Here is an 11,970-nt window from a genome sequence, read left to right as displayed (position 1 = left end):
CCGTCGATGAGTAAAATAGTAATGTCAAATTGCATTGCGCAAGGGGTTGCCCGCCCGGGGATGGCGGCGGGTAACGAGAGGGTCTCGACCTGCCGGTTGTGGGTGCAGGGGTCTTGACGGGGACTCGACCAAGAGCGTTTGCTGGCTCCCGCTCCGTTTGATGTTGATTACTTCTGTTTGTTTATGTGTGATTTGAACGTTCAAATCGCCCCAAAGGTGGGGGAGCGCACTATGCGTGATTACCTGACGCAGTTTGCCGAACCGTTCGGTTACCTGGACTTTGCCCGGTTCGGGCCGGTGTCGGAGCCGGTCCGCCGGGTGCTCGTCCGCGAGGCCGACCGGCTTCACCGCCACGGCTGGTCCGCGCTCGACGAGCTCGACGCGCAGACGGCGGAGGCCGCCCGGACGGCGGGCGGGCTGCTCGGCTGCGCACCGCACGAGATCGCCTTCGTGAGCTCCACCTCGCACGGGCTCTTCGCCGCCGCGCACGCCTTCGCGCAGTCGCCCGATGGTGCGGACGGCACCGTCCTGGTGGCGCGGACGGACTTCCCCGGCGCCCTCTATCCCTGGCTGCGCGCCGAGGAGAACCGGGGATTGAAGGTTCGTCAGATCGACGGGCCGCTCACCGTGGACACCGTCCGCGCCCATCTCGACGACCGGGTGCGCGCCGTCGCGGTCTGCGCCGTGGACGCCGCCACCGGCTTCCGGGCGCCGCTGGCCGGGCTGAAGGAGCTGATCGGCCCGGACCGGGTCCTGGTGGTGGACGCCGTCCAGGCGCTCGGCGCCGTCGAACTCGCCGCCGACGCCGCCGACGTCCTCGCCGCCGGCGGTCAGAAGTGGCTGCGGGCCGGCTGGGGCGCGGCCGTGCTGATGGTGCGCGACCGGGTGGCCGGACGGCTCGGGCCCGGCCTCGGCGGCTGGTCCGGCGTCCAGGACCCGATCGAGGCGCCTGCCCACCCGTGCCCGCCCCGGCCCGGGGCCGTCGCCCACACCCTCACCAACCCGGACGGGCCCGCCGTCGCCGCACTGGGCGCGGCGCTCGCCCTGGTGCGGGACGCCGGCGCCGACCGGATCGAGGCTCGGATCGCCGAGGTGCTCGGCGGGCTGCTCGACGCGGCCCGCGCGGTCGGCGCCGAGACCGACGGCGGGCCGGGGAGGCCCGGGGAGCCCGGCAGCGGCATCGGCCGCGTGCGGCTGCCCGGCGTCGACCCCGCCGCCGTCCACGCCGCGCTGGCCGCCGCCGGCCTGGCCACCACCCTGCGCTCCGGCTGGATCCGGCTGTCGCCGCACGCCAGTACCGACGCCTTGATCGCCGTGCCGCTCGCCGAGACGCTCGACCGCGTCCGGCGGGAGGTCCGCGCCGCCTGAGCGGACCACCTTCCAGACCCTGTTCCACCCGCCCTTCACCCCCCTCGGAAAGGCCTGCCATGTCACACCTCACCCGTCGCGAACTGCTGCGCGCCTCCGGCGCCGGCCTGCTGGCCCTGTCCGCCGGCGGAGCCCTCTCCGCCTGCGGCGGCTCCAACGGCACCGGCTCCTCCGGCGGGGACGCCGCCACCGGCACGATCACCGTCTGGTCCTGGACCAGCGCCGCCGACGCCCTGCGCGGTGTGGTCCCCCTCTTCGAGAAGGACAACCCCGGCATCAAGGTCGACGTCCAGGACGTCGGCAACCCGGCCATCTGGGACAAGATCACCGTCGGCCTGGCCGCCGGCGGCCAGGGCCTCGCCGACGTCCTGCACATCGGCTGCGACTACCTGCCCGGCTACCTGGAGAAGTTCCCCAACGGCCTCGCCGACCTCTCCGCCCTCGGCGCCGACGCCCACAAGGACAAGTTCACCCCCGGCCTGTGGCCGGTCGTCACCGACAAGTCCGGGCGGGCCCGCGCCCTGCCCTGGGAGGTCAACGCCCAGGGCTTCTTCTACCGCAAGGACATGTTCGACAAGGCCGGGCTCGACCCGACCACCTTCGCGACCTGGGACGACGTGGTCGCCGCCGCCGGAGCGTTCAAGGCGGCCAACCCCGGCGTGGGCCTGGTCGGCATCAACAAGACCGGCACCCCCGGCCCCGACACGGACTTCCTGCAGTCCCTGATGCAGCAGCAGGGCGCCTTCTTCTTCGACCTCCAGGGCGACATCACCCTCACCTCGCCCGAGTGCGTGCGCGCCCTCACCCTGGTCAAGCGCCTCGACGAGGTCGGCCTCCTGATCGAGACGCCCGGCGCCACCGCCTGGCGCGCCCAGATCAAGGACAGCAAGCTCGGCGCCGGCCCGCAGCCCTCCTGGGCGGCGCACTTCATCGAGACCAAGTTCCCCGAGCTCAGCGGCAACTGGCGGCTCACCCGGCCGCCGGCCGTCACCCCCGGCGGCAAGCGCACCGCCCTGGTCAACTCCACCCACCTCGCCGTCGCCGCCTCCAGCCCGCGCCGCACCGCCGCCTGGAAGTTCGTCGAGTACGCGCTCACCCGGCCCGACGCCGTCAACGCGATGTTCAAGGCCGGCAGTGTCTTCCCCGCGCTCACCGCTGCCTACCAGGACCCGGTCTACAACGAGCCGAGCGCCTACTACGGCGGCCAGCCGGTCCTGAAGACCTTCACCGAGCTGCTCTCCGAGGGCGGCGACGCCACCAACTACTCCGGCGACTTCGCCCGCGCGCTCAAGCTGGTCAGCGACGCCCAGGCCAAGGTGCTGACCAAGGGCGCCGACCCGGCCGACGCGCTCCAGGAGGCCGCCAAGCAGCTCGCCCAGCAGACCGGGCGCAAGATCAAGTGACCGCCGCCGCCCCCTCGGTGGCCGCCCGACCGGCCGCGCCGAGCAAGCAGGTCCGGCGCGCCCGGCTGCGCCGCCGGGCCGTGCCCTACCTGCTGCTCGCGCCGGCGCTGGTGCTCTTCGGGACCTTCAAGGCCTACCCCATCGTCTCCTCGCTACTGCTGTCGCTGACCACCGGCTCCGGCAGCGCCACCCAAGGCGCCGGACTCGCCAACTACCGCCGTCTGCTGGACGATCCGCTGTTCTGGACGGCACTGGGCAACACCGCCCGGATCCTTGTCGTACAGGTCCCGGTGATGCTCGGGCTCGCCCTGCTGATGGCGGTCGGCCTCAACGCCGCCCTGGTCCGCTGGCGCGTGGTGTGGCGGCTCGGCATCTTCATGCCCACCGTCACCGGCCTGGTCGCCACCGGCATCCTGTTCTCCTTCCTGCTCAACAAGGAGAACGGCGCCGTCAACAAGGCGCTCGAAGCGATCGGCCTGTCCGGCGTCGACTGGTTCGGCAACGGCTTCTGGGCCCAGATGGCCGTCGTCCTCGTGCTGACCTGGCACTACACCGGCTACAACGCCGTCATCTACCTGGCCGGGCTGCAGGGCATCCCGCGCGAGCTGTACGAGGCCGCGATGGTCGACGGCGCCGGACCGGTGCGCCGCTTCTTCTCGGTCACCCTGCCCGCGCTGCGGCCGGTGGTGCTGTTCACCGTCGTGCTCTCCAGCATCGGCACCCTGCAACTGTTCGACGAGCCGTACGTCCTCACCCGCGGCGGCCCCGACAACGCGACCCTCACCGTGTCGATGTACCTCTACGACAACGGCTTCCGCTACTTCGACTTCGGCTACGCCTCCGCCATCGCCTACGCGCTCACCCTGATCGTCTCGGTGCTCGGCGCGGTGCAGATGCGCCTGATGGGAGAACGCGAATGACGCCCGTCACGCCCGTCACCCCTGCTGTCCCCGCCGTCCCGGAGGCCTCGTCCGCCCGGGTGGGACGACGCCGGCTGCGCGGCTGGCCGGTGACCCTGGTGCTCGCCGCCGTCACCGGCCTGTCCATCGCCCCGTTCTACTGGCTGGTGGTCTCCGCCACCCTCACCGACAACGAGATCTTCTCCTGGCCGCCGCACCTGCTGCCCGGCTCCCACCTCGGCGAGAACCTCCGCCACCTCCAGGACCGGGTCGGCCTCGGCCGGGTCGTGCTCAACTCCCTGCTGGTGTCCGGGATCCAGACGGTGGGCGCGCTCGTGGTGGCGCTGCTCGCCGGCTACGCCTTCGCCAAGTTCCGGTTCCGCGGCCGCACGGTGCTGTTCGCCGTTCTGCTGTCGACGCTGGTCGTGCCGGACCAGGTGATGCTCGTCCCGCTGTTCAAGATGATGATGTCCTTCGGCCTGCTCGACAGCTACCAGGCCCTGATCCTGCCCGGCCTGTGCGTGCCGTTCGCCATCTTCCTGATGCGCCAGGCGCTCTCCAGCATGCCCGACGAACTCCTCGACGCCGCCCGGGTCGACGGCGCCGGCGAACTGCGGGTGCTGTTCGGTGTCGTGGTGCCGGTCATGCGGCCGGTGCTCGCCGCGCTCGGGATCTTCCTGTTCCTCGGCTCGTGGAACAACTTCGTCTGGCCGCTGATCGCCCTGCGCAGCCCCGAGATGCACACCATGCCGGTCGCGCTCGCCACCCTCCAGGGCATGAAGACCAACACCGACTACGGCCCGATCCTCGCCGGAACCGCGCTGTCCACCCTGCCGATGATGGTCCTCTTCCTGGTCCTCCAGCGGCAGTTCATCTCCGGCCTGCTGGCCGGCGCCACGAAAGGCTGAACCGAACCATGACGGAACCCGCCGAGGGCACCGAGGCCGTCGAAGCCGCCGAGGCCGCGGAAACCACCGCAACCACCGAGGCCGCCGAAGCCGCCGAAGCCGCGGAGATCTGGGAGCCGCACGCCACCGCCACCACCGGCCGCCCGCGTCCGCTCGCCGTGCCCGGCCTCGCCGCCGGCCGGCTGGAACTGCTGGTCACCGGCGCCGCGAGCGTGCGCACCATCGCCGAGGACGTCATCGAGGTCACCGCCGAGGTCACCGCCGAGGAGCGGGAGAGCGGCGGCGAGGTCCGGATCGAGTGGCGCACCCCCTGCACCGGCGCCACCTCCTTCTGGACCCCCGAACCGCGCGGCACCGGCTGGCTGCCCGCCGCCTGGAGCGCCCCGCGCCGCACCACCCTCTCCCGCGGCGCCCCCGTCGCCGCCCTGGTCGGCGTGGGCGACACCACGCTCTGCGCCTTCGCCGCCGACCGCGAGGACGCCCGGGCGAGCGCCGGGGTCGTCGAGGAGACCGGGGAGTTCCGCTTCTGGGTCCAGGCCGCCGACCGCCTCACCGTCCGCATCGACGCCTCCGGCCGGCACTTCGCCCACAGCCTCGCCGACCTCGCCGACTGGTGGGCCGCAGGCGCCGACCGTCCGGCGCACGTCCCCGACGCCGCCCGCCGCCCCGCCTACTCCACCTGGTACGCGCTGCACCAGAACATCACCCCCGAGGCGGTCGAGCGCCAGGCCGCCCTCGGCAAGGACCTCGGCCTCGACACGATCATCGTCGACGACGGCTGGATGACCACCGACCGCACCCGCGGCTACGCCCACTGCGGTGACTGGGAACCCCATTCGCTGCCCGACACCGCCGCCCACGTCGCCCGCGTCCACGACCTCGGCGTGCGCTACCTCCTCTGGTACGCGCTCCCCTTCATCGGCAAGGACAGCGCCGCCTGGGACACCCTCTCCCAGTACGCGCTCGCCGACGTCGGCCACCTCGGCGCCGTCGTCGTCGACCCCCGCTACCCGCAGGTCCGCGCCCACCTCGCCGACCGGCTCGCCCGCGCCGCCGAGGAGTGGGGCATGGACGGGCTGAAGGTCGACTTCGTCGACTGGTTCGGCGTCCAGGACCCGCCCGCCCCCGGCCCCGAGGCCGACTGCGCCACCGTCGACGAGGGCGTGCGCCTGCTGCTCGGGGAGATCCGCCGCCGGGTCGACGCCGCCCGCCCCGAGGCGATGATCGAACACCGCCAGCCCTACGTCAGCCCCGGCCTGTGGCCCTACGCCACCATGGTCCGGGCCACCGACTGCCCGCTCAGCCCGCACGAGAACCGCCAGCGCATCGTCGACACCCGGCTGGTCGCCGGGCCGCTCGCGGTCCACTCCGACATGCTGATGTGGCACCCCGCCGAGACGGCCGAGCAGGTCGCCTGCCACCTGATCAACGTCCTGTTCGGCGTCCCGCAGATCTCCGTCGACCTCGCCGCGCAGAACGCCGGGCAGCGGGAGGCGCTCGCCTTCTGGCTGGGCGTCGCCCGCGCCCACGTCGACACCCTGCAGCTCGGCGCGCTGCGCCCGGCCCGGCCCGACCTCGGCTACCCGATGGTGACGGCCGTCGGAGACGGCGAGGTGATCGTCGGCCGCTACACGGCGCTGCCGGTCGAGGCCGGCGGCACGTGGCGTAACCTGCTGGTCGCCAATGCCGACGCCGACCCGGACGTCCGCCTGGCCGGTGGCCGCGGCACCGCGGAGGCCACCGTCCAGGACGCCCGCGGCCGGACCGTCGGCACCTCGACCGTCGACCTCGACGGCGGGGCCACCGTCCACGTCCCCCGGGGCGGCCTGCTGACCCTCCGCCGGGTCTGAGGCCCAGCCCCCTCCGTCCGAGGAGAGCCGATGACCACCCCGGCACCGCGCCCGGCCCGCCGCGCCACCACCGTGGCGGACGTCGCGCGCGCGGCCGGGGTGTCCCGGCAGACCGTCTCCAACACGCTCAACGCCCCGCAGCGCGTCCACCCCGCCACCCTGGCCCGGGTCACCGCGGCCATCGATCGGCTCGGCTACCGGCCCGACCAGTCCGCCCGCTCGCTGCGCACCGGCGAGCGCCGCACCATCGGCTACCTCGCCCCGGTCGACGACCCGCACGACCCCAACCCGCTGATGGCCGGCTTCCTCGAAGCCCTGGTCGACGCCGCCGGCGCCGAGGGCCACCACGTGCTGCTCCTGCGCCCGGCGGCGGGGGAGCAGCACGCGAGGGCGGTGATCGACGCCGTGACGGCGGCCCGGCAGGTCGACGGGCTGGTCCTCGCCGACGTCCTGCCCGACGACGCCCGCGCCGCGCACGCCGCCCGCCTCGGCATCCCCTTCGCCGCCTTCGGCCGCACCGGGCCGGGTCTGCCGCAGCACTGGGTCGACATCGACAACGCCGCCGCCACCGCCGAGGTCGCCCGCCACCTCGCCGAACGCGGCCACCGCCGGGTCGGCTACGTCGGCGGGACGGGCCCGCTGCCCTGGCTGGCCGCCCGGCGCGAGGGCTTCCACCGCGAGGCCGTTCGCCTCGGGCTGACCCTCGTCCCCCCGCCCGCCGACGGCGAGCTGCGCACCCTGCTGCGCGACCCCGACCGCCCCACCGCCCTCGCCGCCGACAACGACCTCGCCGCCCTCGACATCTACGAGGCCGCCCGCACCGAGGGCCTGCACATCGGCCGTGACCTCGCCGTCACCGGCTTCCACGACACCCCCCTCGCTCGCCACCTCCGCCCACCCCTGACCTCCCTGCGCCTCCCCCTGCGCCCCATCGCCGCCGCCCTGGTCACCCGCCTCCTCACCCAGGTCCGCGGCGAACCCGCCCCCACCACCGGCCTCGAACTCCCCGCCGAGCTCATCACCCGCCCCAGCTCCTCGGAGGACTGGCCGCCCCACTGAGCCGGGGGTGAGTGGGCGTGGGACCCGCCCCAGCTCCTCCGGGCAACGGCCGCCCCGCCGGGCCGGGGTGGTGCTGGCCTGTCGTGCTTCCAGGCGGTAGAACTGACGTTTCGTCAGGTCACTGGCTCGTCGGTACGGAGGTTGCGCTGTGCGTCGGATCGCGGTGGTGGGGGCGGGGCAGGCGGGGTTGCAGGTGGGGTTGGGGTTGCTGGGGGCGGGCGGGTACGAGGTGACGGTGGTGGCGGCGCGGACGCCGGCTCAGGTGCGGGGTGGGCGGGTGATGTCGACGCAGGCGATGTTCGGGCCGGCGTTGCGGGTGGAGCGGGCGGCGGGGCTGGATCTGTGGGAGGGGGAGGCGCCCGGGGTGCGGTCGGTGGATGCCGTGCTGGTGCCCGAACCCGGGCTTCGGGCACTGGAGTTCACCATGACGCTGGACGAGCCGGCGCAGTCGGTGGACCAGCGGGTGAAGCTGGCGCGCTGGCTGGAGCTGGTGGAGGAGCGCGGCGGGCGGGTGGAGTACCGGGAGCTGGACCTCGCCGGGCTGCGGGAGGTGGCGGCGGCGCACGATCTGACGGTGGTCGCGGCGGGGCGCGGTGAGCTGGCCGGGATCTTCGAACGGGACGACTCCCGTTCGCCGTTCGACGCGCCGCAGCGGCGGCTGGCGGCGCTGTACGCGCACGGGGTGGGGGCGCCGGATCCGGCGGCCGGGCCGCGGGCGCGGATGCACGCGGTGCCCGGGGTGGGGGAGTTGTACCTGCAGCCGGCGCTGACGCTGTCCGGGCCGTGCGACATCCTGCTGTGGGAGGCGCTGCCGGGCAGTCCGTTCGACTGTTTCGGCGACCGGCCGGACGGCGTCGAACAGCTGCGCAGGATGCGGGAGTTGATGGGGAAGTACCTGCCCTGGGAGGCGGAGCTGTGGCGCGCCGCCGAGCCCACCGACCCCGGCGGTTCGCTGTACGGGGCGCTTACCCCGGTGGTGCGGCGGCCGGTGGCGGAGCTGGGGGACGGGGTGGCCGTGTGGGGGATCGGGGACGCGGTGGTGGTGAACGACCCCATCACCGGGCAGGGCGCCAACAGCGCGGCGCGGGCGGCGGACGCGTATCTGCGGGCGATCGTCGAGCGCGGGGACGGGCCGTTCACCGCGGCGTGGATGGCCGAGGTCTTCGAGGAGTTCTGGGAGCGGCACGCCCGGCACGGGGTGGCGCTGACGGCGGCGCTGCTGACGATGCCCGACCACCTCCAGGCGGTGTTCGCCGCCGCCGGCGAGCACGAGGCGGTGGCCCGGCGGCTCGCCAACACCTACGCCGAGCCCGCCGACCACGCCGCCTGGCTCGCCACGCCCGAGCTGGTCGGTGCCTATCTGGCCTCGGTCGGTGCCTGAACTCCCGGGTGTTCAGGGCGCGTCGCCCACCCGCAGGTCGGTGGTCACCTGGCGGCGGCCGGTCAGCACGGCCTCGGCGAGCACGCCGGCCGCGACCAGGGCGGTGAGGGCGAGGGCCGGGGGCAGCACGGCGGCGGGGCGGAGCGGCAGGCCCGGCGGGACGGGGGTGCCGAGCAGCGCGGACAGGTCGAGGGCGGGGCCGAGCAGGGCGGTGGCGGCGAGCGAGGCGAGGACGCCGCCGGCCGCCGCGAGCAGGGTCTGCGGCAGGGCCTCGACCAGGATGAGGGCCAGGCCCTGGCGCGGGCGCAGTCCCATGGTGCGCAGCCGGGCCAGGGCGGCGGCGCGGCCGGGGGCGGCCCGTAGCAGGGTGAGCAGGGCGGCCAGCAGGGCGAAGGCGCCGGCGCCGACGGTGGTGGCCAGGAAGACCCGGGCGGCGGCCCGCTGCAGCGGGTCGTCAGCGAGCGCGGCGGTAAGGCCGGAGGCGGTCTTCAGCAGGTACCCGTCAGGGATGTCGTCGGGGTGCGGGCCGACATAGGGGACGCCGCTCAGCCTGGCGGTGTCGGCGAGCAGGGGGTGGACCGGCTGGTCGTGCAGCAGCCGTCGGACGGCCGCCTCGTCGGGGTCGCCGACGGCGAACCAGTGGCCGTGGTCGGCCAGTTCGGGTGCCCGGGCGGTGGCGGGGCCGATGGGCAGGACGATGAAGGGGTGGGTGGAGTCGCGCAGCGCGGGTGTGGCGTCGACGGTGCCCGCGTACTGGGCGCGCAGTTCGCCGGTGCTGGTGAGGTAGATCCGTTCGGCCTCGACCCGGCCGCCGAGTTGCTCGACCAGGCCGCGGGAGTAGAGGGCGGGGACGGGGACGTCGCGCCCGGCCGGCCGGACGGGGCCGTCGGGGGCGGCGAGCCGGGCCGGGTCGAAGGCGCCGCGGCCGAGGGAGCGGGAGATCTCGGCGTAGGCCGGCGGGTCGACCACGACCAGGCTGATGGTGAGGTGGCGCTGTCCGGGGCGCAGCACGGCGGCGTCGGTGAGCAGGGTGACGGCGGTGGCGGCGCGGACGCCGGGCAGCCGGCCGGCCGCCTCGGTGAAGGAGGCCGCCAGGCCGAAGCCCTTGGGCGCGCTCACCATGACGTCACCACCGGTGGCGAGGCGGGACTCGCGGGTGCGGCCGGCGTCGACGGCGTCGAGCAGGTTCGCGCCGAACCCGGCGGTGGTGACGGCGAGCAGCAGCGCGAGCACCGGCAGGACGGACGGGCGGGGGCGGCCACCCGAGCCACCCGATCCGCCCGAGCCACCCGATCCGCCCGGGCCCCCCGAGCCGCCCGAGCCACCCGATCCGCCCGGGCCACCGGAGCCGCGCGCCGCCCCGGCGAGCGCGAGGAAGCCGACCGCGCCGCGCCGGCGGCCGACCGCCCGGGCGAGCGCGCCGAGCAGGGGCGGCTGGAACCGGGCGAGCAGCAGGCCGGTGCAGAGCGCGACCAGCAGCGGGGAGGCGACGAGCAGCGGGTCGATCCCGGTGCCGGGCGGGGCGGCGCCCCGGCGGCGGACCTCGACCACGGCGGCGGCGGTGACGGCGAGCACGGCGAACTCGCCGACCACCCGGCGCGCGCCGCCGCCGCGCGCGCCCTGTCGGCCCCGGGTGCGCGGCCGGAGCAGCATCAACGCGCGGGCCGGGAAGGCGAGCAGCGCGAAGGCGGTGGCCGCCGTCCCGGCGAGCACGGCGCTGCCCCAGCGCGGGGCGGGCAGCAGCAGGAGGGCGAGCAGCGTTCCGGCCGCCGCCCCGGGCAGTACGAAGGCCGTGCCCTCGCCGAGCAGCCGCCGCAGCACGCCCCGGCGGGAGCCGCCGCGGGCCTGGAGCAGCAGGAGTTCGGGGCCGCGCCGGTCGGCGGCCAGCGCGGCGGCCAAGCACAGCACCACCACGATGACGCCGGCCAGCCCGGCCGGGCCGATCGCCGCGAGGGGCGCGGCGGCGTCCCGGCGGGCGGTGGCCAGGTCGAACAGCTCGGGCAGGGAGGAGAAGGTGTGCAGGTCGGAGCGGCCGGTCCCGGCGGTGAGCCGGACGGCGGTGGGGCCGGTCAGATAGCTCGCGAGCTCCCGCGCGGCCGGTGCCAGCCGGTCGGCGCGCAGCGCGTCGGTGTCGACCGGCAGCCGCCAGGAGAGCTGTCCGCCGTCCGTCCACCGCTGGAGGCCGGGAAGGTCGTCGCCGCTGGTCAGGCCGGTGGCCTCCCACAGCCGCAGCCGCTCGAAGGTGTCGGGGATCCTGAGGCAGGGCCTGGTCAGACAGGCGAGGTCCGTCCAGTACGGGTCGGCCTCGTCGTGGACGTCGAAGGTGCCTACCACCTCCGTCCCGGGGGAGGGCGGGACGAGCGGGAGGGGTTCGGCCGTCAGCACGTCGCCGACCCGGATGTTGAGCTTCTCGGCAGTCGTCCGCGACACCACGATCTGGAGCGGCCGGTCGGTGGGGACGGGCGAGGGCCACCGGCCCTCGGCGAGGGCGGTGTGCTCGGCGAGGCCGGCGAGGTGGCGCAGGGCCAGCTTGGGGGACGGGCCGTCGGGCCGGGACAGCTGCGGGTCGGTGAGGGTCCGTGCCTGTCTGCCCTGCACGCCGTAGACCGGTCCGCCCGCCGAGACACGGAACTCCCCGCCGGTGTGGGCGGTCAGCCGCTCGGCGACGGCGTCCAGTTCGGCGGAGTCGTCGCCCTGGCGGAGCCCGGCGGTGGTGACCAGGCTGGTCGCGCCGATGCCGCGGTCGCGCAGGAAGTCGCGCAGCGCGGCGTCCTCGCCGCGGTCGACGCCCCGGGGCAGGCCGGTGGCGAGCAGTACGACCGCGAACACCAGCACGGCGTTGAGCAGTGCCGTCCAGGGTGCGGCCCGCAGCCGGGTGCGAACCCACCGCGCGGGCCGGTGGCCGGCGTGCGCGACGGGCGCGGAGGGTGCCGCCAGGTCCCGCATCCGCCGACTCCCCCCTGCCCCGTGAGCGGTACCCGTGTTCCCCGGTGCCGGGTGACCGGATAGCGGACGATGCTGTCAGAGAGGTGCGCGGGGCGGAAGGTCCGTTCGGGCAGACTCCGCGCCCGCAGGGCCCGGCGGCGCCGTTGTCGGTACCGG

At 75.1% G+C, this 11,970-nt stretch carries 8 protein-coding genes; 7 read left to right on the top strand and 1 reads right to left on the bottom strand.

Annotated elements, in window-relative coordinates:
• The first annotated feature begins 231 nt into the window (after positions 1 to 231).
• The 7 genes from ACFU9E_RS19860 (at position 232) to ACFU9E_RS19830 (ending at position 8,868) form a co-directional block, all read left to right on the top strand.
• Positions 232 to 1,368 carry an aminotransferase class V-fold PLP-dependent enzyme gene (locus ACFU9E_RS19860; protein ID WP_380682812.1) on the top strand — a complete coding sequence of 379 codons (1,137 nt, stop codon included), beginning with the start codon at positions 232 to 234 and terminating at the stop codon, positions 1,366 to 1,368.
• 59 nt (positions 1,369 to 1,427) lie between these two features.
• The gene (locus ACFU9E_RS19855; RefSeq protein WP_380682813.1) at positions 1,428 to 2,771 is read left to right on the top strand and encodes an ABC transporter substrate-binding protein; all 1,344 of its coding nucleotides are present in this window, start codon (positions 1,428 to 1,430) and stop codon (positions 2,769 to 2,771) included.
• A gap of 17 nt (positions 2,772 to 2,788) precedes the next feature.
• On the top strand, positions 2,789 to 3,691 hold the full coding sequence (locus ACFU9E_RS19850; RefSeq protein WP_380682820.1) for a carbohydrate ABC transporter permease: 903 nt from the start codon (positions 2,789 to 2,791) through the stop codon (positions 3,689 to 3,691).
• On the top strand, positions 3,688 to 4,578 hold the full coding sequence (locus ACFU9E_RS19845) for a carbohydrate ABC transporter permease (RefSeq protein WP_380682814.1): 891 nt from the start codon (positions 3,688 to 3,690) through the stop codon (positions 4,576 to 4,578). The genes ACFU9E_RS19850 and ACFU9E_RS19845 overlap by 4 nt, the downstream gene beginning before the upstream one ends.
• Positions 4,579 to 4,586: 8 nt before the next feature.
• Entirely contained in the window at positions 4,587 to 6,428 is a 1,842-nt protein-coding gene (locus tag ACFU9E_RS19840; protein ID WP_380682815.1) for a glycoside hydrolase family 36 protein, read from the top strand.
• Between the two features lie 30 nt (positions 6,429 to 6,458).
• On the top strand, positions 6,459 to 7,487 hold the full coding sequence (locus tag ACFU9E_RS19835; RefSeq protein ID WP_380682816.1) for a LacI family DNA-binding transcriptional regulator: 1,029 nt from the start codon (positions 6,459 to 6,461) through the stop codon (positions 7,485 to 7,487).
• 280 nt (positions 7,488 to 7,767) lie between these two features.
• Positions 7,768 to 8,868, top strand: a complete 1,101-nt coding sequence (locus ACFU9E_RS19830) for a styrene monooxygenase/indole monooxygenase family protein (RefSeq protein ID WP_380682817.1) — start codon at positions 7,768 to 7,770, stop codon at positions 8,866 to 8,868.
• Positions 8,869 to 8,880: 12 nt separating this feature from the next.
• Here the strand turns inward: ACFU9E_RS19830 and ACFU9E_RS19825 are convergent, their stop codons facing one another.
• On the bottom strand, positions 8,881 to 11,814 hold the full coding sequence (locus ACFU9E_RS19825) for a hypothetical protein (RefSeq protein WP_380682818.1): 2,934 nt from the start codon (positions 11,812 to 11,814) through the stop codon (positions 8,881 to 8,883).
• Positions 11,815 to 11,970: the final 156 nt, after the last annotated feature.

The organism is Kitasatospora sp. NPDC057595 (assembly GCF_042800875.1).
GTDB lineage: Bacteria > Actinomycetota > Actinomycetes > Streptomycetales > Streptomycetaceae > Kitasatospora.
The sequence above is the reverse complement of the archived record's forward strand: the minus strand, read 5'-3'. Positions and strand labels throughout refer to the sequence as shown.

Excerpts from the sequence above, each read along its gene's own strand:
- ACFU9E_RS19860 (WP_380682812.1), top strand. The coding sequence starts at position 232 with ATGCGTGATTACCTGACGCAGTTTGCCGAACCGTTCGGTTACCTGGAC.
- ACFU9E_RS19855 (WP_380682813.1), top strand. The coding sequence starts at position 1,428 with ATGTCACACCTCACCCGTCGCGAACTGCTGCGCGCCTCCGGCGCCGGC.
- ACFU9E_RS19845 (WP_380682814.1), top strand. The coding sequence starts at position 3,688 with ATGACGCCCGTCACGCCCGTCACCCCTGCTGTCCCCGCCGTCCCGGAG.
- ACFU9E_RS19840 (WP_380682815.1), top strand. The coding sequence starts at position 4,587 with ATGACGGAACCCGCCGAGGGCACCGAGGCCGTCGAAGCCGCCGAGGCC.
- ACFU9E_RS19835 (WP_380682816.1), top strand. The coding sequence starts at position 6,459 with ATGACCACCCCGGCACCGCGCCCGGCCCGCCGCGCCACCACCGTGGCG.
- ACFU9E_RS19830 (WP_380682817.1), top strand. The coding sequence starts at position 7,768 with ATGTCGACGCAGGCGATGTTCGGGCCGGCGTTGCGGGTGGAGCGGGCG.
- ACFU9E_RS19825 (WP_380682818.1), bottom strand. The coding sequence starts at position 11,814 with ATGCGGGACCTGGCGGCACCCTCCGCGCCCGTCGCGCACGCCGGCCAC.